This window comes from Pseudomonas sp. G(2018), from assembly GCF_005502415.1.
Taxonomy (GTDB): domain Bacteria; phylum Pseudomonadota; class Gammaproteobacteria; order Pseudomonadales; family Pseudomonadaceae; genus Aquipseudomonas.
Genome location: NZ_SCOO01000017.1, coordinates 49,044 through 72,646 on the forward strand (window position 1 = coordinate 49,044; position 23,603 = coordinate 72,646).

Annotated in this window: 20 protein-coding genes and 3 pseudogenes; 15 read left to right on the forward strand and 8 right to left on the reverse strand. The window is 58.9% G+C overall.

Annotation, left to right across the window (positions count from 1 at the left end; translation table 11 throughout):
• The first annotated feature begins 628 nt into the window (after nt 1–628).
• The 3 genes from FFS64_RS17405 (at nt 629) to FFS64_RS17420 (ending at nt 2,323) form a co-directional block, all read left to right on the forward strand.
• On the forward strand, nt 629–940 hold the full coding sequence (locus FFS64_RS17405) for a DUF6124 family protein (RefSeq protein ID WP_171017100.1): 312 nt from the start codon (nt 629–631) through the stop codon (nt 938–940).
• Between the two features lie 224 nt (nt 941–1,164).
• On the forward strand, nt 1,165–1,533 hold the full coding sequence (locus FFS64_RS17410) for a hypothetical protein (protein ID WP_137806415.1): 369 nt from the start codon (nt 1,165–1,167) through the stop codon (nt 1,531–1,533).
• Nucleotides 1,534–1,909: 376 nt separating this feature from the next.
• Nucleotides 1,910–2,323 (forward strand): glyoxalase/bleomycin resistance/extradiol dioxygenase family protein, encoded by a 414-nt coding sequence (locus FFS64_RS17420; protein ID WP_256660475.1) that lies wholly within the window; start codon nt 1,910–1,912, stop codon nt 2,321–2,323.
• 39 nt (nt 2,324–2,362) lie between these two features.
• Here FFS64_RS17420 and FFS64_RS17425 read toward each other — a convergent pair.
• The 3 genes and pseudogenes from FFS64_RS17425 to FFS64_RS17435 form a co-directional block, all read right to left on the reverse strand.
• Nucleotides 2,363–2,509, reverse strand: a pseudogene (locus tag FFS64_RS17425) (VOC family protein); the annotation flags it as partial.
• A gap of 110 nt (nt 2,510–2,619) precedes the next feature.
• On the reverse strand, nt 2,620–3,042 hold the full coding sequence (locus FFS64_RS17430; RefSeq protein ID WP_137806416.1) for an MAPEG family protein: 423 nt from the start codon (nt 3,040–3,042) through the stop codon (nt 2,620–2,622).
• A gap of 15 nt (nt 3,043–3,057) precedes the next feature.
• Nucleotides 3,058–4,008 carry a diiron oxygenase gene (locus FFS64_RS17435; RefSeq protein ID WP_137806417.1) on the reverse strand — a complete coding sequence of 317 codons (951 nt, stop codon included), beginning with the start codon at nt 4,006–4,008 and terminating at the stop codon, nt 3,058–3,060.
• Between the two features lie 198 nt (nt 4,009–4,206).
• On the opposite strand from FFS64_RS17435, the gene FFS64_RS17440 reads away from it, so the two are divergent.
• Complete coding sequence (locus FFS64_RS17440; protein ID WP_137806418.1) at nt 4,207–5,163, forward strand: AraC family transcriptional regulator; 957 nt, start codon at nt 4,207–4,209, stop codon at nt 5,161–5,163.
• A gap of 52 nt (nt 5,164–5,215) precedes the next feature.
• Here FFS64_RS17440 and FFS64_RS17445 read toward each other — a convergent pair whose 3' ends face one another.
• Both FFS64_RS17445 and chrA read right to left on the reverse strand, forming a co-directional pair.
• The gene (locus tag FFS64_RS17445) at nt 5,216–6,685 is read right to left on the reverse strand and encodes a HAMP domain-containing sensor histidine kinase (RefSeq protein ID WP_137806419.1); all 1,470 of its coding nucleotides are present in this window, start codon (nt 6,683–6,685) and stop codon (nt 5,216–5,218) included.
• A gap of 128 nt (nt 6,686–6,813) precedes the next feature.
• A pseudogene (chrA, locus tag FFS64_RS17450) lies at nt 6,814–7,566 on the reverse strand (chromate efflux transporter); the annotation flags it as partial.
• A 231-nt stretch (nt 7,567–7,797) separates the two neighbouring features.
• On the opposite strand from chrA, the gene FFS64_RS17455 reads away from it, so the two are divergent.
• Genes FFS64_RS17455 through arsJ form a run of 4 tightly spaced genes read left to right on the forward strand, consistent with a single transcriptional unit; the run spans nt 7,798 to nt 11,213 of the window.
• Nucleotides 7,798–8,154 carry a metalloregulator ArsR/SmtB family transcription factor gene (locus tag FFS64_RS17455; RefSeq protein WP_137806472.1) on the forward strand — a complete coding sequence of 119 codons (357 nt, stop codon included), beginning with the start codon at nt 7,798–7,800 and terminating at the stop codon, nt 8,152–8,154.
• Nucleotides 8,155–8,213: 59 nt separating this feature from the next.
• Entirely contained in the window at nt 8,214–8,930 is a 717-nt protein-coding gene (arsH, locus tag FFS64_RS17460; protein WP_137806421.1) for an arsenical resistance protein ArsH, read from the forward strand.
• Nucleotides 8,931–8,981: 51 nt separating this feature from the next.
• Complete coding sequence (locus FFS64_RS17465; protein WP_137806422.1) at nt 8,982–9,986, forward strand: ArsJ-associated glyceraldehyde-3-phosphate dehydrogenase; 1,005 nt, start codon at nt 8,982–8,984, stop codon at nt 9,984–9,986.
• Between the two features lie 9 nt (nt 9,987–9,995).
• A complete protein-coding gene (gene arsJ, locus FFS64_RS17470; protein WP_137806423.1) occupies nt 9,996–11,213 on the forward strand; it encodes an organoarsenical effux MFS transporter ArsJ in 1,218 nt (405 codons plus the stop codon).
• 30 nt (nt 11,214–11,243) lie between these two features.
• Here arsJ and FFS64_RS17475 read toward each other — a convergent pair whose 3' ends face one another.
• Nucleotides 11,244–11,606: a type 1 fimbrial protein gene (locus tag FFS64_RS17475; RefSeq protein WP_137806424.1), complete on the reverse strand. Its 363-nt coding sequence runs from the start codon at nt 11,604–11,606 to the stop codon at nt 11,244–11,246.
• Between the two features lie 191 nt (nt 11,607–11,797).
• Between FFS64_RS17475 and FFS64_RS17480 the strand changes: the two genes are divergently transcribed.
• Complete coding sequence (locus FFS64_RS17480; RefSeq protein ID WP_137806425.1) at nt 11,798–12,709, forward strand: LysR family transcriptional regulator; 912 nt, start codon at nt 11,798–11,800, stop codon at nt 12,707–12,709.
• Nucleotides 12,710–12,815: 106 nt separating this feature from the next.
• Complete coding sequence (locus FFS64_RS17485) at nt 12,816–13,838, forward strand: LLM class oxidoreductase (RefSeq protein ID WP_137806426.1); 1,023 nt, start codon at nt 12,816–12,818, stop codon at nt 13,836–13,838.
• A 30-nt stretch (nt 13,839–13,868) separates the two neighbouring features.
• On the opposite strand, the pseudogene FFS64_RS17490 reads toward FFS64_RS17485, so the two are convergent.
• A pseudogene (locus FFS64_RS17490) lies at nt 13,869–14,000 on the reverse strand (GGDEF domain-containing protein); the annotation flags it as partial.
• Between the two features lie 283 nt (nt 14,001–14,283).
• On the opposite strand from FFS64_RS17490, the gene FFS64_RS17495 reads away from it, so the two are divergent.
• Nucleotides 14,284–16,488 (forward strand): OsmC domain/YcaO domain-containing protein, encoded by a 2,205-nt coding sequence (locus FFS64_RS17495; RefSeq protein WP_137806427.1) that lies wholly within the window; start codon nt 14,284–14,286, stop codon nt 16,486–16,488.
• Nucleotides 16,489–16,540: 52 nt separating this feature from the next.
• Here FFS64_RS17495 and FFS64_RS17500 read toward each other — a convergent pair whose 3' ends face one another.
• Complete coding sequence (locus FFS64_RS17500) at nt 16,541–17,092, reverse strand: TetR/AcrR family transcriptional regulator (RefSeq protein ID WP_137806428.1); 552 nt, start codon at nt 17,090–17,092, stop codon at nt 16,541–16,543.
• A 110-nt stretch (nt 17,093–17,202) separates the two neighbouring features.
• On the opposite strand from FFS64_RS17500, the gene FFS64_RS17505 reads away from it, so the two are divergent.
• From FFS64_RS17505 to FFS64_RS17520, 4 genes are all read left to right on the forward strand, one after another.
• Entirely contained in the window at nt 17,203–17,481 is a 279-nt protein-coding gene (locus tag FFS64_RS17505; RefSeq protein ID WP_137806429.1) for a LysR family transcriptional regulator, read from the forward strand.
• A gap of 140 nt (nt 17,482–17,621) precedes the next feature.
• Entirely contained in the window at nt 17,622–18,881 is a 1,260-nt protein-coding gene (mexE, locus tag FFS64_RS17510) for a multidrug efflux RND transporter periplasmic adaptor subunit MexE (protein ID WP_137806430.1), read from the forward strand.
• A gap of 12 nt (nt 18,882–18,893) precedes the next feature.
• Entirely contained in the window at nt 18,894–22,073 is a 3,180-nt protein-coding gene (locus FFS64_RS17515) for an efflux RND transporter permease subunit (protein WP_137806431.1), read from the forward strand.
• Entirely contained in the window at nt 22,070–23,488 is a 1,419-nt protein-coding gene (locus FFS64_RS17520; RefSeq protein WP_137806432.1) for an efflux transporter outer membrane subunit, read from the forward strand. The genes FFS64_RS17515 and FFS64_RS17520 overlap by 4 nt, the downstream gene beginning before the upstream one ends.
• The last annotated feature ends 115 nt before the right edge of the window (nt 23,489–23,603 follow it).

Below are 23,603 nucleotides of genomic sequence, written 5' to 3' on the forward strand. Positions count from 1 at the left end.
CCTCATAGCCGACCTGATTTTACGGATATACCTAATCCATTGTGGGAGCGAGCCTGCTCGCGAAGGCTTTGTGTCAGGCGACATCGTTTTTGATGGAGTACATATCCATTCCTGCGGTAATGGCCACTGGCGGTTTCGCCCTTACGGCGACTCACTTTTTTTCAAACGCCAAAAAAAGTAAGCAAAAAAGGCTCGGGGTATGACTCACCCACATAGGTAACAAAACAGTTCAAGCACATAGGTAACAGTTTTTAACTGGCACTGGTCGATTCCGAGGATCTGACAGCCGACCAATCCCTTTCAGAATGTTCTCAATCTTTGTGGGAGCGAGCCTGCTCGCGATGGACGTCAACGATAACGCGCACCATCCAGGCTTGCGCTTGGCGGGCCCTCTCGTTAACCTTCCCGCCGTCGCTGCCAATTCAGCGATCGGGTGTGGTAGCCCGGTGTTGTCATAGGACCCAGAACGCCTCAGGGCGTTTTTTATGCTGGCTGCTTTGTGGCGGCTGTGCATGGGAGGCTTCGGCCTGCCGGGTTCCTATGACCGGTCTACCACCCCGTGTACAGTCGTCTCCCTATTTAGCGTGGTAGCGGATGGGGAGAGGCTCACTTTCATAGGAGCTTCATTATGTTCAAGGTAACTCCGAATCCCCCGGACGCGGACGACAGCACTGATACCGATTCACTGACCCCACCGCTAAAGCCAGCCATGGCCGAACGCCGTCCCAACCCCATCTTCACCATCGCTCCTGACGTCAATAACGAAGCCCTCCTGGTTCACGTCTGTGAAACCCTTGCCTCGGCCAGTGTCATGGCCAGTGAGTTGGCGTTTATCCTCGAAGGCCCAAAGTGCAATCTGGCCTTGGCGATTCAGCAGATGATTTCTCTCGCGGAGTTGTCGGTGAATCGGGTGCTGGATCACGTCGATCCGCAAGCGTAGCCAATGTCACTTCATCAGTCCGATCCGTAATAAAAATCCCGCTGAACCTTTATCGGTCAGTGGGATTTACAATGCGCAGAGCGGTTGATTCGATGCGTAATCAACTTATTAAAGTTGCCGAATTTAATTCGAAAAAATCTTAACGACTGTCATTTATTACAGTAGGCCGTTCCGCTCGTCTCGCCGCACACTCAAATCCCATATACTTCGCGCGGGTGCTTGAAATGGAAATTTCTACGGACTGTTTAGCTTCAATCTCTCTCAGCGATGGAGATCAAGTCGAACTGCTTACTTATGACAATCAATTCATGAGTGGAAGCGTGCAATCGATCAATGAAAATAACGAACTGGGTATTTTCAAATTGGGCAGATTGACGCTGGTGAACTTGGAAAGAGTCAAAGATTTACGCATTCACGTTTCTGCCGAGAAAAGCCTGCTTGTACAAAATGCCAGATTTTTTTTGGGGACAATCGGTGCGGCGGCAGGGGTTGTTCAAGCTGCACTGGATCCAGCACAGGCGACTAAACCCTCTGGCACGGGGCAGCGTCCGGTTATGGTTTATGGACCCCACCCGGACTGGCCGCCGAGGTAAATCAACCTATTTAGCGAAGGTAGTAAAACAGACTCTGTTCGTGGAATTCACTTGCCGGATCTAGCGTCTTGTTAGGTGTTGTGATGGGATGCAAAACAACACGCCCGCTGAGCCGTTAACTCTCAGCGGGTTTTTTATGGCCGGATCTCATCTGATCCTTATTTTTCAACGCTTTCTGCCTCTGTAATGCACTCAGTTTGCCCCGCACAATAACGGCCAGTTCAGCTGCTTTTGCAGCGGTGCACCGCAAACTCAACGTGTAGGGGGGCTCATGGGCAAGATGGCGATTTTTCTGGGTGGCTTTCTGGTGGTGACTATTTTGATTGGCGTGCTGGCGACGATTTCGCCGGTGTGAGTGATTGAAAGCTGGCTATGATTGACCCGTATTGATTTCGCTTTCGTGCACTCACTGCTTGAGGTCAGCATGCCTTTAACACTTTTGCTGCGTTGCAACGATCTGGACGGCACGCGCCAGTACTATCACGATATTTTGGGCTTCACGGTAATCGAGTCGGCGCAGTCGACACTCACGGTGACGCGAGAGGATTGCCGGATTACTTTCACTGAGCAGGACCTGTGGAACAGTCCCGTTGCGTGTTCGGGCACGATTTACTGTGCGATCAAGCAAGTGGATCGCTACTACGACTTTGTGAAGGGCAAGGCTGACATTACATGGCCGCTGCAGGACATGCCGTATGGATCGCGGGAGTTTGGGGTGCGTGATTGCAATGGTTATTACCTTGCGTTTGCGCAGCTTGCGGCGGTTGGCCAGGAAGACGTGTCTCCGTAGTCTGATTCTTTACGAAGAGACCCTGCCAATCGCCACAGGTCAATGCTTTTGGACGATCTGGATCAGGTTGCCGCAAGTGTCGTCGAACACGGCGGTGGTCACCGGTCCCATGGCTGTCGGCGGTTGGGTAAAGCGGACCCCGGCGGCACAGAGCCGGGCGTACTCGCCCTGGCCTGGTCGTCGACCATTACACTGGTTATCACGATCTTCATGGGGCTGTTCTCCCAGGTGAAGCGGCTGCAATGACTGCCGTCCAAGATAATAGTGTGCTTGTCCCATGTCACCGGATGATGTGTTCACGCACCATAAAAGGCGGCTATCCCCATGAGCGCGAAAAAACAGACCAGTTGAACGCAATAGAAGGCAAACCGAACCGCCACGAACCTGTCGGTTTGCACATGGGATACGTGGACCAGGGACTGGCACACGCGAGCGATCAGGACGATTACGGATAAAAAGTTCACTGCCGGGCTGTCGATACCAAGGGCTGAAATCACAAACACGATGGCGCCGAAGACTGGCAGGTTTTCCACGCAGTTCGCGTGCGCTCTTGTTCCGCGTCGATACCAATCCTCGCCTTCGGGCTGATCGCTTCGGAAAGAGCCAATCGGAACATTCGAGAACAGGATTCTGACCCAGCGATACACCCCGACAGTTGCCACCAACAACAGCAAAGTCCAGGTCGCAAATCCAAGCAACATCCACATCGGTATCGTCATGGCTGCCTTCCTCGATCAATTCATGATGGGGGCCAGTGCGGTCTGAATCCTCGACATCTGTGCGGGTGTTGTCATGCCCGCAAGCAGCCGGCCAAAGTGTGGATGCTGCACGCCTGAAATAATGTATTGCCAGCGGTAGGCGCCCAGCACGGAGGCTCTGATTTGCGCTGCCTCATCGACCTCGAATGGTGGTGAAACATTGCGCATGAAGTAGTCGGCATCGGATGCCGCCTGGGCCTGCAGGATTGTGTCGACAGCGGCCACCAGCGCAATCAGATCATTCACGGCCTGGTCGCGCTCGGCGGGCGAGAGTTTCGCGTACTCCGTCTTCCACTCCAGTTCATCGATGACGACGTGCCGACTTTCATCCTTCCAGTGAAACTTGAAGACATCCTTGAAGAGTGGGCACAACTCCTCGCGCGGGGCGATGCTTTGCGAGTAGTGCGTCTGGACAAACAGCTCGATATGACAGGTCAGCGCCAGCACCGACCAGGTACTGGCCGCCAGCACCGCGCGCGCCACATCGTTTGGATCGGCAACTTGACGGTATCCCGCTGGCAACTGCGCAGCCATCATCGTCTCCATGCGCCGAAACAGCTCCTGATGCTTGATCTCGTCGTTGGAAAAGCGCACCAGCGCTTCAAGTGCGAGCTGATCGTCAAACACATGGGCCCGACCCTGATCGAGCATTTTGGCACTGATAAAACGCTCGACCAGGCCAAAGATGTACGCATAGGTTCGGCCCTGGATCTGGCTGAGCAAGCGCGCTTCGTCCGCGGTGAGAAAAGTCAGGCGGTCGATCCGCGATAGTCCGTCGGGCAGGAATTTGCGCGAGAAATCGAAGCTGCGGTCCTGTAGCAAATCGCGATCGATCTGCCATTCGGCTTTCTTCGATGATCTGACAAGTTGAGCATAACGGGCGGCGTTGCCCGAATCTGAGCCGGGTATGTTGACGACGGTGTTCATGTCGATCTCCTGCTTCCCTGGTCGAGTTGGGATGAGGTATTACGGTTGACGTCGGAGCCAATGACTCTGGGTGAAGCATCCGGGGATCGTCTCGATCACTGAGTCCGCGTTGGTGCTAATCTAGGCCTCGCCGTTCAGGCGGCGAATGACCTGGCCGCCTGATTACATGCTCCGGACTCCGGAAAGGAGGGCTGGCCAATGTTGGATGCGCTTTCTGATGTCTTGCGTGTGATCCGGCTGTCTGGAGGGGTCTTTCTCGAGGCGGAATTCACGGCGCCCTGGTGCATCAACGGAAGACTTTCTGCGGACGATTGCAAACCGTTCCTGGCGGCGCCTCGACATGTCATTGCCTCGCATTTTGTCGCGGCGGGGCACATGCAATTACGAATCGACGGTGGCGCTACCCTGGACGTGGGGGCAGGCGAACTCATTCTGCTGCCTCACAATGACGTTCATTCCTTTGGCAGCGACCTGAGCATTGCGCCCATGTCGGCGCGTGAAGTCATTCAGCCGCCAGAAGTCGGCGGCATTTCACGAATCAAATATGGCGGGGGCGGCGAGGCGACGCAGCTGTTGTGCGGATTCCTCGGCTCAGAAACACCTTTCAGTCCGTTGCTTTCGTCGCTGCCATCCTTATTGAAACTGAACGTGCGCGCGACGGCTTCGGGCGCCTGGATTGAAAGCTCATTCCGTTTCGCCGTCAGTGAGATCGCAGCGGGACGCGTCGGCTCGGCAACGATCATCGCCAAGCTATCCGAATTGCTGTTCGTCGAAGCCGTCATCCAGTATGTCGCGAGCCTCCCCGCTGAACGGCGCGGGTGGCTGGCGGGTTTGCGCGATCCGCATATCGGGCGCGCCTTGGCACTGCTCCATGCTCGTCCAACCGAGGGCTGGACGGCGGAAGCCCTGGCGCTTGAAGTGGGCATGTCGCGCTCGGTGTTCGCGGAGCGTTTCACGGCATTGGTCGGGCAGCCACCGATGCAATACCTGACGCTCTGGCGTATGCACGTGGCGGCTCAACACCTGCGCGAAGGTCGCGGCAATGTGGCGCAAATCGGCTTTGCGGTGGGCTACGAATCCGAAGCCGCGTTCAGTCGTGCATTCAAGCGGCAGTTCGGCACATCGCCTGGCACTTGGCGTAGACAATCAGGATGACAGCGTCTTATCCGTACCGTGCTGTTTTTGATGTGATTGGGGACCTTAAAGGTTAGCTCAACACACTGGCCCTTCTTTCCACCACCTTGAAGCTCAACTGCACGGAGGTTCCCTGTTGTTCGTGGTGGGTCAGGCCGGCTTCTCCACCAAAGATTTCCATGATCTGTTTCACCATTATCAGCCCGATGCCCAACCTGCCTTGCCGCGTGGTGTAGAAAGATTTGAACGCCATCATTTCCTGCTGCCGCGAAGCGCCATCCCCGGTATCGTCAATGATCAGGTGCAGCCATTGATGGGTTTCATCGACGCTGGCGTGAATGCTCAGTTTGCCGCCTTCGGGCATCGCCTCAATGGCATTGGCGATGACGCTATTGAGTATCTGCGACAGTAAAAGCGGATTGCTGATGATCCTGGGGGTGGGCTCATTTTTGAATTTGACCTGGATGTTTGATTGCGTCAGTTGCGGGCTGAAGCTGGTCAGCGTGGCCTGTACCACTTCCATCGGCTCCACCAGTTCCGCCTCTCCGCGGATCGGTCGCAGGCACAGCAGCAACTCATGCACCCACTGCGCCATCCGGTCAACCTGGCTGACGATATCGTCGATGTTCTTCTTCGCGGGTTGCCCCTTCATCTCGTTCGCCAATTCTGCGCTCGAACGGATGCAGGCCAAGGGGTTGCGCAGGCTGTGGGCGACCGCCGTGGACATTTCGACCAGGCCCACATAGGTCTTGTTGGCGACGAGTTGCGCCTCCTGGGAGGCCAGTTGGTTCGATGCCCGCTGGACAATCCAGTAGAGCCCTAAGTAAAGGAGCAGGCCGCCCACCGCGGTGGATGACCAGATAATCCAGTGACCACGGTCGAGGCGTTCGATCAGGTCGACCGGCTCCTTGTAGATTTCCACCACCGCCAGGGTATTGCCCAGGTCATCGACCAGGGGGATGTAGCTTTCGATGAAGAACATTTTTGGCGGGTGCAAAAATTGCTGTTCGGGACGGATTTCATCGGCATTGCTGTAGCGGGTGGACACCCGATCCTTGGAGCTGAAGGCCGCTTCAAGCGCCTCGTCGTTGAGGAATTTTTTCCCGATCAGCCGCGGATTGGTCGACCACATCACGGTCCGGAGCGGGGAGTAGATGCTGATCAGGAGTGAGTCCGGGAGGTGCGAAAGGTGGTCGAGAAACTCGGAGCGGGCACGTTGCCTGTTCTGCGACATTTCCTGCGACAGCATTCCGTAATCGGTGGCCGCCAGGACATCGCCCATCCGCATGCCGGTCAGTTCGTGGTGGCGTATCTCGCCCTTGGCGATGGTTTGGATAAACTGTGCCGACAACAGCGCGTCGCGCTCCAGGCTTTCGGTGACCAGGTAACGGGTCGATATCGCACCCAGGCCAACCGCGATGGCGCTGATAAGAATGAAGCTGACGATCGAAAACCAGCGCAGGAGGTTGGGTTGTCTGGTCGGCGCAATCGAGTCGCTCGCTCCCGATTGCAGGCGCTTGAGCAATGTTGTTATGGCTTGCATGGGGAGGGGTCCTTTGTGTGCTGCTTGTCCCGATGTAGCAGCGTGCACCACTCACCGAAGCCTAGATGATTACCGGTGAAATCGTGCATTTTGCTTGAACGAAATTGGTTCGAGATGATTTCTCCCCCTCACCACACAACACTCAACAACCATCCCGCGACCCCGCTGCCGATGACGACCAGCCAGGACGGGAGTTTCCAGAACATCAGCGCCACCAGCGCGACAAGGGCCAGGCCGACGTCTTGCGCCTGGAAAATGGCGCTCGTCCAGACAGGCCGATAGAGCGCGGCCAACAGCAGGCCGACCACTGCCGCATTCACGCCGGCCAGCGCAGCCTGTGCGCGCAGGCTCTGGCGTAACCGTTCCCAGAAGGGCATGGCGCCCATGATCAACAGAAAGGACGGGGCGAAAATCGCCAGCAGGCAGAGGAGGCCGCCGATCCAGCCGGACGGGGCCTGGCTCATCGATGCGCCAAGGAACGCGGCGAACGTGAACAAGGGACCTGGCACGGCCTGCGCGGCGCCATATCCTGCCAGGAAAACTTCGTTGTTGATCCAGCCGGAGGGCACGACCTCGGCTTGCAGCGGTGGCAGAACCACGTGACCGCCACCGAATACCAGTGATCCGGAGCGGTAGAAGGCATCCGTCATGGCTACGGTTTGATTGGGCAGCAACTGGGTCAAGAGCGGCAGACCCGCCAGCAATATGAAAAACAGTGACAGCCAGATCGCTCCCGCCCGATGGCTGATGGTGATCGGGAGCGGATCGTGCCCGTCACGCGGCTTGGGGTTGAACAGCACAAGACCGGCAACACCGGCGGCGACAATCACGCTGACCTGGCCCCAGGCGGACGGTTCAAGCAAGGCGATGCAGGCCGCAATGGGCCCGCCGAAGGAGGTCAGCCCCAGGCGCAGGAAGACCAGAAACACCGACCAGGCGCCGCGGTGTTCGCCCTTGGGGTTGGCCATGGAGTCGCTTCCCTGTTCAAACAACAATGGATCGAGATATTAATCTGCCGAAGACGCTTTAACTTATATGCGAAAAACCATATATTCGGAAAATCGTATATGAAATGAGATTTCAAGATGACCAGCAGCGTCCTTGAGAGCGCCATCACTGACCCTCTGACACCGATCACTGTTTTCAAATGCCTGGCTGACGACACTCGGGTGCGCACGATGTTGCTCATCACTCGCGAAGGAGAACTGTGTGTCTGCGAGTTGACCTGTGCGTTGAACGAGAGTCAGCCAAAAATCTCCAGACACCTCGCACAACTGCGAACGTGTGGCCTGTTGGCGGATCGTCGGCAAGGCCAATGGGTCTATTACCGACTGCACCCCAATCTGCCGGATTGGGTTCATCAAGTGCTGACCACGGCGCTCGAAAGCAACCAGCATTGGTTAAGTCCTGATGCCAAGCGCCTTGACGAGATGGGCGACCGTCCTGAACGGGCACTCGCCTGCTGTTAAAACTGGAACCTTTGATTTCGCCTTGGACCACATGAACGCCGCTGCACAGGACAACGACCATGTTTGATGACCATCTCCCCCAACTCGAAACCGAACTGATTGATCTTCCATCGACAGACAGGCTCGGTATCGAAAAGACCTCCCTCCATAAACCACGTATTTTGCTGCTGTATGGATCGACCCGCGAGCGCTCTTTCAGCCGTCTGCTGGTCGAGGAGGCCGCTCGACTGCTGGAGCATTTCGGTGCCGAGGCGCGGATTTTCAATCCGTCGGGTTTACCGCTACCAGATGATGCTCCTGACGATCATCCACGCGTGAAGGAACTGCGTGACTTAGTGTTGTGGTCCGAGGGTCAGGTCTGGTGTTCTCCAGAGCGTCATGGCGCCATGAGCTCAGTGTTCAAAGCGCAGATCGATTGGGTGCCCCTGGCCATGGGCGCCGTCCGCCCGACCCAGGGCAAAACCCTCGCCGTCATGCAGGTGTGTGGTGGTTCGCAGTCGTTCAACGTGGTCAATCAACTGCGAGTGCTGGGACGCTGGATGCGCATGTTCACCATCCCCAACCAATCCTCCGTGCCGAAGGCCTATATGGAATTCGACGATAACGGCCGGATGAAGCCTTCTGCGTTCTACGACCGTGTCGTTGATGTGATGGAGGAGTTGGTGAAATTCACGCTGCTGCTTCGCGACCGTCAGGACTATCTGGTCGACCGTTATTCCGAGCGCAAGGAATCGGCGCAAGAACTCATGAAACGTGTCAACCAGCGCTCCATCTGAAGATTTTTCATCTTGTCACAACACCCCTGTTCCGACACAGAGCACAACAACATGACTATCAAAATTGGCATCAATGGTTTCGGTCGGATCGGTCGCCTCGCGCTGCGAGCGGCCTGGAACTGGCCAGAGTTCGAATTCGTGCAGATCAACGATCCGGCCGGCGATGCGGTCACCCATGCGCACCTGATCAACTTCGACTCTGTACACGGTCGTTGGCACAACGAAGCCAGCGCGGAAAACGATCATGTGGTGATTGGCGGCAAGCGCATCAAAGTGACCGCGAACAAGGCGATTGCCGACACTGACTGGTCGGGTTGCGATCTGGTGATCGAGGCCAGCGGCAAGATGAAAACCGTGGCGGTGTTGCAGGCTTATCTGGATCAGGGCGTTAAACGTGTGGTGGTCTGCGCGCCCGTGAAGGAAAAAGGCGCGTTGAACGTCGTCATGGGCGTTAATCACCAACTGTTCAAACCGGCTGAACATCGCATCGTCACTGCGGCTTCGTGCACCACCAACTGCCTGGCGCCCGTGGTGAAGGTCATCCACGAGAAGCTGGGCATTCGCCACGGTTCGATCACCACCATCCACGACCTGACCAACACCCAAAGCATTCTCGATCAGCCGCACAAGGATCTGCGCCGTGCGCGAGCCTCAGGCATGAGCCTGATTCCCACCAGCACCGGTTCGGCCACCGCCATCGCAGAAATCTTCCCTGAGCTGCGCGGGCGCTTGAATGGTCATGCGGTGCGCGTGCCGCTGGCCAACGCTTCGCTGACGGACTGTGTCTTTGAAGTCGAGCGTGCCACCACGGTCGAAGAGGTGAATAAATTTCTCAAGGACGCTTCCGAGCATGAGCTAAAGGACATCCTCGGGTTCGAGGAGCGTCCACTGGTGTCCATCGACTACCGTACCGATCCGCGGTCATCGATCATTGATGCGCTGTCGACCATGGTGGTCAACGGTACCCAGGTCAAACTCTATGCCTGGTACGACAACGAATGGGGCTATGCCAACCGCACCGTCGAGCTGGCCAGAATGGTCGGTGGGGCAGTCTGAGGAGCGGTCATGAAAGCGTTGCCAGCCCTCGCGCCGTCAGTGCGCCAGTACCTGCTCGTCACGGGCAACTACTGGGCCTTCACCCTCACCGACGGCGCCTTGCGCATGTTGGTGGTGCTGCACTTTCACGGGCTGGGCTACAGCCCGCTGCAAATTGCGGCGCTGTTTCTGTTCTACGAATTCTTTGGTGTGATTACCAATCTGCTGGGTGGCTACCTTGGGGCCCGGTTGGGGCTGAACCGGACCATGAACATCGGGCTGGGCATGCAGGTCGCGGCGCTGTTGATGCTGACAGTGCCCTCGGCCTTGCTGACCATCCCCTGGGTGATGGCTGCTCAGGCGTTGTCCGGGATTGCCAAAGACCTGAACAAAATGAGTGCCAAAAGCTCTCTCAAGCTTCTGGTTCCTGAAGGGCAGCAGGGCACGCTTTACCGGTGGGTGGCGATCCTCACTGGGTCGAAGAACGCACTCAAGGGTGTCGGCTTCTTTCTCGGTGGGGCCTTGCTGGCGTTGATCGGTTTCAAGGGGGCGTTGCTGGCCATGGCCGGTGTCCTGGCGCTGATCTGGATCAGCAGCCTGATCCTGTTGAAGAAGGACCTGGGCAAGGCCAAAGCCAAGCCCAGGTTTCGCGACATCCTGTCCAAGAGCCGGGCGATCAATGTCCTTTCTGCGGCACGGATGTTTCTGTTCGGTGCCCGCGATGTCTGGTTCGTGGTGGCCTTGCCGGTGTACCTCAGCAGCGTCTTCGGCTGGGACTTCTGGGAGGTCGGCGGCTTTCTGGCGGCCTGGGTGATTGGCTACGGCATCGTTCAGTCTTTTGCGCCCAACATCACCGGAAAGAAACGTGGGCATGTACCCGATGGCCGTTCGGCATTTCTGTGGGCACTGGCTCTGGCGGGCGTGCCGGCGGCCATTGCCCTTGGGCTGGACAGCGAATCGTCACGGCACATGGTATTGCTGGGTGGGTTGATGATCTTTGGTGCGCTGTTCGCGGTGAATTCGTCGCTGCACAGCTACCTCATCGTGTCCTACGCCAAGGAAGACGGCGTTTCGCTGGATGTGGGTTTTTACTACATGTCGAACGCCTTGGGACGACTGATCGGCACGGTGCTTTCCGGCGGGGTTTATCAGGTCTATGGACTGGGGCCGTGCTTATGGATATCCAGCGCATTCGTGTTGCTTGCAGCGCTGATCTCCATTGCATTGCCCCGTCACACCATGCACTGATCCAGGGTCTGGGCGTTCAGTAGCGGTTGGTCAGGGCAGGGTCATCGTCATCAGGTAATTCCCGGACCGAACCGGCGCACCTGTGGCGTCCACCAACGCGTAACGCTGATCGTAATAGCGACCTTGACCACTGTCGGCGAGCAGCTTGACCGTGACCTGGGCGGAAGCACTGAGCGGGTCGACGTTGCGCACATTGACAACCGTGGCGCGGCCGAGCGCAGGGCAGGTGTTCAGCTTGACGGTCGCCTGAGTACTCAGGCCGGAACTGCAGCTGCGTTCGACGATGGCGCCCTCGAACCGGATCGTGTCTGGGGCCCCGGGCGTGGCCGCCCAACTTGAACCGCTCAGTGTGAAAAAAACGCTGATGGCGACAGGCAGATGCTTGATCTTCATGGCTCACGCTCCTTTGTGATGTAAGGACTACGTCGTCACTCATGGTTGGAACTTGAGGCCTCGGGATGCCCGGCATACTTGCGGGTTTCCTGATGAGCTGAAGTTTTTACCCTTGAGTCACTGGCAAACACTACTCTTTGAAGGCTACAAGTCCCGCGACCACCCGGGTCTTTCCTGGAGTCTAGCCAACAATGGAAGCCAACCGATTCGCAGACATTACCGCGTTTGTCGGAGCCGTGAAGAGCGGAAGCTTTACTGCGGCGGCGGCCTCACTCGGCTTGACCCGATCTGCGGTGGGTAAAAGCATCGTTCGCCTGGAAGTGCGGATGGGCACACGGCTGCTCAATCGCACGACGCGAAAACTGAGCCTGACGGACGAGGGGCAGGTTGCGTATGAACGCTGGCGGCAGATTCTCGAGGACCTTGATGAGGTGGACGCGACCATGGCTTTGCGCCGTGGGCGACCGACCGGCACCTTTAAACTCACGGCCCCGTTGTCCTTTGGTCAGCGTCATGTCCTGCCGATCCTTGATGCTTATTTGAAGCAGTGGCCTGAGTTGCGCGCGGACGTGTGGTTTACCGATCGCTTTGTCGATCTGGTCGAAGAGGGGGTCGATGTCGCCATACGCATTGGTGTGCCCAAAGACGACTCACAATTATTGACCCGCACCGTCGGTTGGCAGCAATTCGCGACCTGTGCCTCGCCGTCTTATCTGGCCCGCTGCGGTGTACCGCAAACGCCCGCTGAACTGGCCGGGCATGACACCATCGCGTTCACCAGTGGCGAGCGGACTGGCGTCTGGCGTTATCAAACACCGGCCGGCCTTCATCTGCACGAACAGCCTGGGCGGCTGAACATCGACAGTTCCGAAGCCATGCGGGAAGCGGCGCTGGCCGGTATCGGCCTGATTCATCTGCCGACCTACATTACCGGCAACGATCTGCGCGAAGGCGCGTTAGTGGAAGTGCTTAAACCCTTCCGTGCACCGCCCGATCCCATAAGAATCGTCTACCCGAGCAAGCGGCACCTGTCCCCACGCGTGCGCACATTCATCGATCTGCTGGTTGAACGTTGGGCACCCGGGGTGCCTTGGGAAACATGATGGCATTGGGGACTCTGCGGCCCCGGTAACGGTCGCCGGCAGCGGTTTATCCAGGCTGTGGATTCAATGAGCATGTCAGTCATCGTTACTCAACGGGACTGCCATCATGACTTCCTTCACACACATTGCGCCGCAAGCCCATCCCGCCATCTCGCCGACCCCTCATCCTTCACTTGAGCGTCACCCTGGTTTTCAGCGGCTGTTTCAACCGCAGGCGCTCACTGTCGGGTTGATCTTGCCCCTCGAAACCCATGCCGGCCGACCCGCCCCGACCATGCATGGTCACGTGGAAATGGCACAGCGCGCCGAAGCGCTGGGCTTTGGCGCGCTGTGGATGCGGGACATTCCTTTCTATGATCCAGGTTATGGCGATGTGGCGCAGATCTTCGAGCCACTGGTTTATATCGGGTACCTGGCCGCCGCCACTCGCAGCATCGTCCTGGGAACCACGGGCATCGTACTGCCTACCCGCGAGCCGATGTACCTGGCCAAACAGGCGACGTCCCTGGATCAACTCAGCGAAGGCCGGCTGGTACTCGGGCTGTCCTCGGGGGATCGATACAGTGACTACCCGATGCTGGGCATTGATTATGAGAGTCGTGGCGATCGCTACCGTGATGCCTTTTCCGTGTTTCGCACCCTGATCGAGCAGAGCTTTCCGCGGTTCCGGTCCGAGCGCTTCGGCGGTTCCCCCGCAGCCCTGGATCTGGTGCCGAAAGCGCCGTACGGGCGCGTTCCCTCGATTGCTGTCGGTCAGGCCCAGCAGAGTATCGAATGGTTGGCGCAACACCTTGATGGCTATCTGGCCGGCGTGCAGAGCCCGGAGCGGTTGGCGTCATTGAGTGAGAGCTGGCACGGTCTGGTGAAAGTGGCTGAGGGCCGGAACGCCTTCAAACCGTTGGGGCTGGGCGGGTATCTCGACCTCAGCGACAACCCGAACCAGCCATTCCAGCGCATCCAGGGTGGCTTCCGGGCGGGGCGCAACGGTCTGCGCGATTACCTGGAGCAAGCGCAAGCCGCCGGTGTCTCGCATATTGCGCTCAACCCCAAGGTCAGCCGTCAACCCTATGGCGAAATCCTCGAAGAACTCGGCGAATACGTCCTGCCGCACTTCCCGTCACATGCTTGAAATCGCGGATGGCTGCCTGCAAACAGCCAATCAACCTGCCTGCAGCGGTTCTTGCCTGGCCAGGGTCCGATCGACCAGTCGCATGCTGTCGCGTCCGCTCCGCTTGGATTCGTACAGTGCCGCGTCGCCTTGCTCGATCAAGGCCGCGAGGCTGGCGGGCGGCGAGGATTCACGAATGCTGCGCCACTCGATCGCCAGGTACAGCGCCGCGGCGGCTGCGAGGGCGGTGGAGATTGCCAGCATTGTGGGTGGGTCGAGCGCCATGTCTTTACTGCCTGTCTGATTCTGGGTGAAAAGGCAGGATTGTAGCGTTTGGGCCGGTTTTTCGCAGACTGCGTAGTCGGGCTGCCCCAAACCCCAGGTTTTCGCTGAAAGGACAATACATCCGCCGGAAAACCCGGATAATGGCGGCCAATTTGTTAGCTCGCTATTCTGGTAATCCCGCATGGAAATCAAGGTCAACTTTCTCGACAACCTTCGACTTGAAGCCAAGTTCGATGACTTCACCGTGGTGGCCGATCAACCAATCCGCTATAAGGGCGATGGTTCGGCACCGGGTCCATTCGACTACTTTCTGGCTTCGTCGGCCTTGTGTGCGGCGTACTTTGTGAAGTTGTACTGCGAAACCCGCAACATCCCCACGGATAATATCCGCCTGTCGCAGAACAACATTGTTGATCCGGAAAACCGCTACAACCAGATTTTCAAGATTCAGGTCGAGTTGCCGGCGGATATCTCGGACAAGGATCGCCAGGGCATTTTGCGCTCCATCGACCGTTGTACGGTGAAGAAGGTGGTGCAAGCCGGGCCTGAGTTTGTGATCGAGGAAGTGGAAAATCTCGATGCCGATGCCCAGGCGCTGCTGATGCCCCATTCGGTATCGGAGGCGGGCACTTACATTGTGGGCAAGGATCTGCCGCTGGAGCAGACCATCGCCAATATGTCGGGCATTCTGGCCGGCCTGGGTATGAAGATCGAAATCGCTTCGTGGCGCAATATCGTGCCCAATGTCTGGTCGCTGCATATCCGCGATGCACACTCGCCGATGTGTTTCACCAACGGCAAGGGCGCGACCAAGGAAGCCGCGTTGGCGTCGGCGCTGGGCGAGTTTATCGAGCGACTCAACTGCAACTTTTTCTACAACGATCAGTTCTGGGGCGAAGAGATCGCCAATGCACCGTTCGTGCATTACCCGGACGAGCGTTGGTTCCAGCCCGGCCGTAAGGATGAATTGCCGGCTGAAATTCTCGACGCGTATTGCCTCAAGATCTACAACCGCGATGGCGAGTTGCGTGGCTCGCATCTGTTCGATACCAACTCGGGCAATGAAGAGCGCGGCATCGTTTCGCTGCCGTTCGTACGCCAGTCGGATGGCGAGGTGGTGTACTTCCCGTCCAACCTGATCGAAAACCTGTACCTCAGTAATGGTATGAGCGCCGGCAACACCCTGGCCGAAGCCCAGGTGCAATGCCTGTCGGAAATCTTCGAGCGCGCGGTAAAACGCGAAATCATCGAAGGTGAATTCGCACTGCCGGATGTGCCGCAGGAAGTGCTGGCGAAGTACCCGGGGATTCTGGCCGGTATTCAGGCACTGGAAGCACAGGGCTTTCCGGTGCTAGTGAAGGATGCGTCCCTGGGCGGTGAGTTCCCGGTGATGTGCGTCACCTTGATGAACCCGCGTACCGGCGGCGTGTTTGCCTCGTTCGGCGCGCACCCAAGCCTTGAAGTGGCGCTGGAACGCAGCCTGACGGAACTGCTTCAAGGCCGCAGTTTCGAAGGCCTCAATGATTTGCCTCAGCCTACCTTCGAAGGCCATGCGGTCACCGAGCCGAATAACTTCGTCGAGCACTTTATCGACTCCAGCGGTGTGGTGTCGTGGCGCTTCTTCAGCTCCAAGTCGGATTACGAATTTGTGGAGTGGGACTTCTCGGGGCAGGGTGAAAATTCCAACGCCGAGGAAGCCGCGACCTTGTTCGGCATTCTCGAAAACATGGGCAAGGAAGTGTACATGGCGGTGTACGAGCATATCGGCGCAACCGCCTGCCGCATCCTGGTGCCGGACTATTCCGAGATTTATCCGATCGACGATCTGATCTGGGATAACACCAACAAAGCGTTGTTCTTCCGTGCCGATATCCTGAATCTGCACAGTCTGGATGAGACCGGACTCAAGTCCCTGGTCGAGCGTCTGGTGGAAAGCGAGCTGGATGATTACACCGACATCACCACCTTGATCGGCATCGAATTCGACGACAACACCGCCTGGGGTCAGCTGACGATCCTGGAGCTGAAGCTGCTGATCTGGCTCGCCTTGCAGCAATACGAAGAGGCGAAAGAGGCGGTGGAGATGTTCCTGCAGTACAACGACAACACGGTCGAGCGCGGGCTGTTTTACCAGGCCGTGAATGGGGTGTTGGAGATGGAGCTGGACGAGGATCTGGAACTGGCGGACTACGAAGCCAATTTCCGCCGCATGTTTGGCAACGAACGTATGGATGCCGCGATCGGTTCGGTGAACGGCAGCGTGCGTTTCTTCGGCTTGACGCCGACAAGCATGAAACTGGAGGGGCTCGACAGGCACCTGCGCCTGATCGACAGCTATAAAAAACTGCACATGGCACGGGCCAATGTGGCGGCTTTATCCCGTTGAAATAGCGCCAACAAAAAAGCACCTCAGGTGCTTTTTTTGTTTTTGGCGGCTTTCAGGACGGCCAACCGTTGATCACCGACCTCAAAAACTGCTTCGCCAACTCAGGTTTGTCCACCGCCCGGGCGATGAGCATGGCGCCGGCGATCGAGGCGATGACCTGCTGCGCCTGCTGAAGTTTTTCTTCCTGAGTTTCGCCTCCAACCAAAGGCATCAGGATTTCAATAAAGTGCTCGATGCCTTGGGTGAATGACTGGCTGACGGTGCCGCCGGTGCGCGCCACATCGGCCGCCAGCGCGGGGATCGCGCAGCCTTCTGTCCAGTTGTCCAGGTGTTTCTGGGTCAGATAACCCTTCACCAGTTCCGGAATCGATTTGGCATTCTGCCAATTGCGGATGTTGGTCTCGAACGTCCGGGTCACGGCCTCCGATGCCAGCTGTTCCTTACCGCCGGGAAATTGCCCGTAGAACCCGCCGTGGGTCAGCCCGACCGAGCGTGAGAGCTCGCCGATGCCGATGCCGTCGATGCCTTTTTCGCGGTACAGACGGGACGCTGCGGTCAGGATGGCTTCTTTGTTCGCCGCGGCCTTGTCTTTCGTGACTTTCATCAGCTGCTCCCGGGGCCAGGTGGGCCTTGCGTTGTGCAAGTCGTCGCCAAGAGGCTTGTATTGATTATGGTCGTAATATATCGTCTGCGCAAATACTAGGTGGACACGTTATGAAACGTCATGATCTGCGCAGTATCGACCTGAATCTACTGGTGGTGTTCGAAGCCCTCATCCAGGAGCGCAACGTCACCCGGGCGGCATCAAGGCTCTCGATGGGCCAACCGGCGGTCAGCGGGGCGCTGAGGCGTTTGCGGGCCTTGTTCAACGACCCTTTGTTCAAGCGCATGGGCCGGGAAATGCGGCCCACGCCCCGCGCCATTTCGGTCGCGCAGACGCTGGGCCCGGCATTGGATTGCGTGTGCAGTGCAATCACCAATACCAAGGCTTGAGCAGGGCGATTGCCTTTTTTTGCCCTTATACATGACGTTCATCATTAATACTGATACCCAAGTTCACTTTGTTCGATTCGTCGACGCCTCGCGCGAGGCCGAGACTCCGAAAATCCCTTAACCGTCTGGCGGACACCCCCATGGAACAGTCACTCAAAGCTTTTCGTTATCCGTTTGCCGCATTGGCGCTCACCATGCTCACCGCGTGCGACCGCGCGCCTGTCGCCGCCAATGCACCGGGGGCACCCCATGTCACGGTCGCCAAGGTTATCGAACAGCCCATCACCGAGTGGGATGAAGTCACCGCCCGACTGGAAGCGCCGGAAACGGTCGAGGTCCGGCCACGGGTATCGGGGCAGATCGTGCAGGTCGCCTTTACCGATGGCGCGTTGGTGAAGAAGGGCGACTTGTTGTTTCAGATTGATCCACGGCCGTTCGAACACGAAGTGCATCGTTTCGAAGCCCAGTTGCAACAAGCCCGGGCCACGCTGGTGCGCACCGCCAATGAAGCGCAGCGCGGTCAGCGCCTGCTGGGCAGTAATGCGATTTCCGCCGAACTGGCCGACACCCGCACCACCACCGCGCAAGAGGCCAAGGCCGGCGTCGATGCCATCCAGGCCCAGCTCGATCTGGCACGGCTGAACCTGAGCTTTACCCGTGTCACCGCGCCGATCACCGGCCGCGTCAGCCGCGCCGAAATCACTGCCGGCAACATCGTCACCGCCGACACCACACCGCTGACCAGCGTGGTCTCCACCGACAAGGTCTACGCCTATTTCGATGCGGATGAGCGCCTGTTCCTCAAGTACGGCCAGCTCTCTCGCCAGGGCCAGCGCGGCCAGACCACGCCGGTGTACATGGGCCTGTCGAACGAGGAGGGCAACAGTCACCTGGGGCAGATGAACTTCGTCGACAACCGGGTCAACCCCAAGACCGGCACCATCCGTGGCCGCGCGGTGTTCGACAACGCCGATGGCCAATACACCCCGGGCCTGTATGCCCGCTTGAAACTGGTGGGCAGCGCGGCTTACTCGGGCCTGCTGATCAAGGACGAAGCGGTGGGCACGGACCTGGGCAAGAAGTTCGTGCTGGTGGTCGATCAGGACAACAAGACCCTGTACCGCAACGTTGAACTGGGGCCGAAACTCGAAGGCTTGCGCATCGTGCGCAGCGGCCTGAACAAGGAAGACCGCATCGTCATCAACGGCCTGCAGCGGGTGCGTCCGGGCGCCGTGGTCGCCCCGCAAGACGCGCCGATGGCCGACCCGGAAACCGTCGCGGCCCTGACCCGTCAGCGCCAGGCCGTCGAAGCGGGCAATCAACCAGCAAGCCCATCTCCCGTATCCGGTAAATCACCTGCCCTGGTGAAGACGGATGCGGCTGTGACACCTCGCGGATAAGGGCCCACCGACATGAAATTTTCCCAGTTCTTTATCACCCGGCCGATCTTCGCCGCGGTGCTGTCGCTGCTGATCCTGATCGCCGGCGCCATCTCCCTGTTCCAGTTGCCGATCAGCGAATACCCCGAAGTGGTACCGCCGACCGTGGTGGTGCAAGCCAACTATCCGGGGGCCAACCCCAAGGTCATCGGTGAAACCGTGGCCGCGCCGCTGGAGCAGGCCATCACCGGTGTCGAAAACATGCTGTACATGTCTTCGCAATCGACAGCGGATGGTCGTTTGACCCTCACCGTGACCTTCGCCCTGGGCACCGATCTGGATAACGCCCAGGTCCAGGTGCAAAACCGCGTGACCCGCACCGAGCCCAAGTTGCCGGAAGAAGTGACGCGCATCGGCATCATCGTCGACAAGGCATCGCCGGAATTGACCCTGCTGGTGCACCTGGTTTCGCCGGACAAGCGCTACGACATGCTCTACCTGTCGAACTACGCGATCCTCAACGTCAAGGATGAGCTGGCGCGTCTGGAAGGTATCGGGACCGTGAAGATGTTCGGTATCGGCGACTACTCGCTGCGTATCTGGCTGGACCCGGACAAAACCGCCTCGCGCAATCTCACCGCCACCGACGTGGTCAACGCGGTGCGCGAACAGAATCGTCAGGTCGCCGCCGGGCAACTGGGTTCGCCCCCTGCGCCGAATGCCACCAGCTTCCAGATGTCGATCAACTCCCAGGGGCGGCTGGTCACTGAAGAAGAGTTTGAGAACGTGATCATCCGCAGTGGCCCGGACGGCGAAATCACTCGCTTGAAGGACATTGCCCGGATCGAACTGGGTTCCAACCAGTACGCCTTGCGCGCCATGCTCAACAACCAGGAAGCGGTGGCGATGCCGATCTTCCAGCGGCCGGGTGCCAATGCCATCGACGTCTCCGACCAGGTGCGGGCGAAGATGGCTGAGCTGAAGAAAAACTTCCCGGAAGGCATGGACTACGAGATCGTCTACGACCCGACCATCTTCGTGCGCAGCTCGATTGAAGCGGTGGTGCACACACTGTTCGAAGCTCTGATCCTCGTAGTGCTGGTGGTAATCCTGTTCCTGCAAACCTGGCGCGCCTCGATCATTCCGTTGGTGGCGGTGCCGGTGTCGCTGATCGGTACCTTTGCCGTGATGCACCTGCTGGGTTTCTCGCTCAACGCGCTGTCATTGTTCGGCCTGGTACTGGCCATCGGCATCGTGGTCGACGATGCGATCGTGGTGGTGGAGAACGTCGAACGAAACATCGAATCCGGGTTGGGACCGGTCGAGGCCACCAAGAAAGCCATGGGCGAGGTGACGGGGCCGATCATCGCCACCGCGCTGGTGCTGTGCGCGGTGTTCGTACCGGCGGCGTTCATTTCCGGGCTCACCGGTCAGTTCTACAAGCAGTTCGCCCTGACCATCGCCATCTCGACGGTGATCTCGGCCTTCAACTCGCTGACCCTGTCGCCGGCACTGGCGGCGGTGTTGCTCAAGGGCCATGGCGCGCCGAAAGACCGCTTCTCCAAAGTGCTGGACCGGATGCTCGGCGGCTGGTTGTTCAGGCCTTTCAACCGTGCCTTCGAAAAAGCCAGCCATGGCTACGTGGTGGGCGTGGGCAAGATCGTGCGCGGCAGCAGCGTCGCCTTGCTGATCTATGCCGGCCTGATCGCCCTGACCTACATGGGCTTCAGCACCACACCGACCGGTTTTGTGCCGACCCAGGACAAGAAGTACCTGGTGACCTTCGCGCAACTGCCGGATGCGGCGAGCCTGGATCGCACTGAGTCGGTGATCCGGCGCATGAGCACCATCGCCATGAACGAACCGGGCTTTGACAGCGCCGTGGCGTTCCCGGGGCTGTCGATCAACGGCTTCACCAACAGCCCGAATGCCGGCATCGCGTTCATCGGTCTGCGTCCGTTCGATGAGCGCAAGGACCCGAGCCTGTCCGCCGGGGCGATTTCCGCCTCGCTCAATGCCAAATTCGGCGAGATCCAGGACGCCTACACGGCGGTGTTCCCGCCACCGCCGGTCCAGGGCCTGGGCACCATCGGCGGCTTCCGCCTGCAGATCGAGGACCGTGGCAACCTGGGCTACGACGAGCTGTACAAAGAGACCATGAACATCATTACCAAGAGCCGCAATGTGCCGGAGCTGGCCAGGGTGTTCACCAGCTACACCGTCAACGTGCCGCAAGTCGAAGCCGCCATTGACCGGGAAAAAGCCAAGACCCACGGCGTGAAAATCAACGACATCTTCGACACCTTGCAGGTGTACCTGGGCTCGCTGTATGCCAATGACTTCAACCGTTTTGGCCGGACCTACCAGGTCAACGTGCAGGCCGAGCAACAGTTCCGCCAGGAGCCGGAGCAGATTGGCCAGTTGAAGGTGCGCAACGATCGCGGCGAGATGATCCCACTGGCGACCTTCGTCAAGGTCACTCCGACCTCGGGTCCCGACCGGGTCTCGCACTACAACGGTTTCCTCACCGCTGAAATCAACGGCAGCGCGGCGCCCGGCTACAGCTCCGGCCAGGCCCAGGCGGCCATCGAAAAACTGCTGAAAGAGGAACTGCCCAACGGCATGACCTACGAGTGGACCGACCTGACCTACCAGCAGATTTTGTCCGGCAACACCGCACTGCTGGTATTCCCGCTCTGCGTGCTGCTGGCCTTCCTGGTCCTGGCGGCGTTGTACGAAAGCTGGAGCCTGCCGCTGGCGGTGATCCTGATCGTCCCCATGACCCTGCTTTCAGCGATTGCCGGGGTGATCATTTCCCAAGGCGACAACAACATCTTCACCCAGATCGGTCTGATCGTGCTGGTGGGCCTGGCGTGCAAGAACGCGATCCTGATCGTCGAGTTCGCCAAGGACAGACAGGACCAGGGCCTGTCGCCGCTGGACGCCGTACTGGACGCTTGCCGCATGCGTCTGCGGCCGATCCTGATGACCTCGTTCGCTTTCATCATGGGCGTGATCCCGCTGGTGACTTCCACCGGTGCCGGTTCGGAAATGCGTCGGGCCATGGGTGTGGCGGTGTTCTCCGGCATGCTCGGCGTGACTTTCTTCGGCCTGCTGCTGACACCGGTGTTCTTCGTCCTGATTCGCCGCTACATCGAACGCAAGAAAGCTAAAAAGCAAGCCCACGCGCTGAACCTGGAGGTGCAACCATGAATGCTCTAAAGCTTTTTCTGCCCAGCCTCCTGGTGACCGCGCTGGCCGCCTGCACGGTGGGGCCGGACTACAAGACCCCTGATACTCCGCCGGCCAACAGCGTTTATGCCAAAGCCGCCAACTACGATCAGTCGCGATTCGAAACGGTGTGGTGGCAACAGTTCGACGACCCCACGCTGAACCAGTTGGTGAGCAAATCCCTGGAAGGCAACCGAGACCTGCGCGTGGCCTTTGCCCGCTGGAAAGCGGCCCGGGCGATTCGCGACGACATCAGCAACGACAACCTGCCGGTGGTCACCAGTCGTGTCAGCAGCCTGCAAGGTAAATCACAGGTACCGGGCCAGACCGAAAGCCGGGTGAACACCGAGCGCTACGATCTGGGCCTGGACATGGCCTGGGAAGTCGACCTGTTCGGACGCATCCAGCGGGCGCTTGAGTCGAGCGATGCCCGGGAAGACGCGGCAGCGGCGGACCTGAATCAACTGCGGGTGACCATGATTGCCGAACTGGTCGATGCTTACGGGCAACTGCGCGGTGCGCAACTGCGGGAAAAAATCGCCCTGGCCAACCTGAAGAATCAGAACGACTCACGCAGCGTCACGGTCAGCCTGCGCGATGCTGGCGTCGGTAATGAACTCGATGTGGTACGCGCCGACGCACGCCTGGCCGCCGTCGAAGCCAGCGTGCCGCAACTGCAAGCGGAACAGGTGCGGCAGAAAAACCGCATCGCGACCTTGCTCGGTGAGCGTCCGGACCAGTTGAGCGTGTCCTTGAGCCCGAAAGATTTGCCAGCCATCGCCAAGTCACTGCCCATCGGCGATCCCGCCGAACTGCTGCGCCGCCGCCCCGATGTACTGGCGGCCGAACGCCGGCTCGCCGCCGCGACAGCGGACGTCGGCGTGGCCACCGCCGACCTGTTCCCTCGGGTCAGCTTGAGCGGCTTCCTCGGCTTCACCGCCGGGCGCGGTTCACAAATCGGCTCCGCCGCCGCCAGAGCCTGGAGCCTGGGCCCGAGCATTACCTGGGCCGCCTTCGATCTGGGCAGCGTGCGAGCACGCATTCGCGGCGCGGACGCCGACGCCGAAGGCGCCTTGGCCACCTATGAACAGCAAGTGCTGCTGGCGCTGGAGGAATCGGAAAACGCGTTCAGTGACTACGGAAAACGCCAGCAGCGCTTGCTGTCGTTGATCAAACAAAGCGAGTCGAGCAGGGCGGCGGCGGATCTGGCGGGGATCCAGTACAAGGAAGGCTCCGTCGACTATCTGGTATTGCTCGATGCCGAGCGCGAACGCTTGAACGCCGAGGATGCACAGGCGCAGGGTGAAATCGACCAGTACCGCGGCATCGTCGCGATCTACAAAGCGTTGGGAGGAGGGTGGGATAGCGGTGGCAACAAGGTCGTGGCCATCAAATGATGTCGAGTGGGCTGGATCAGGCTGACCCACCATAGAGTCGCCGTTACGCAGAGCTTTTGTGGCGAGGGAGCTTGCTCCCGCTGGACTGCGCAGCAGGGCTATTTTTGAGCTCGCT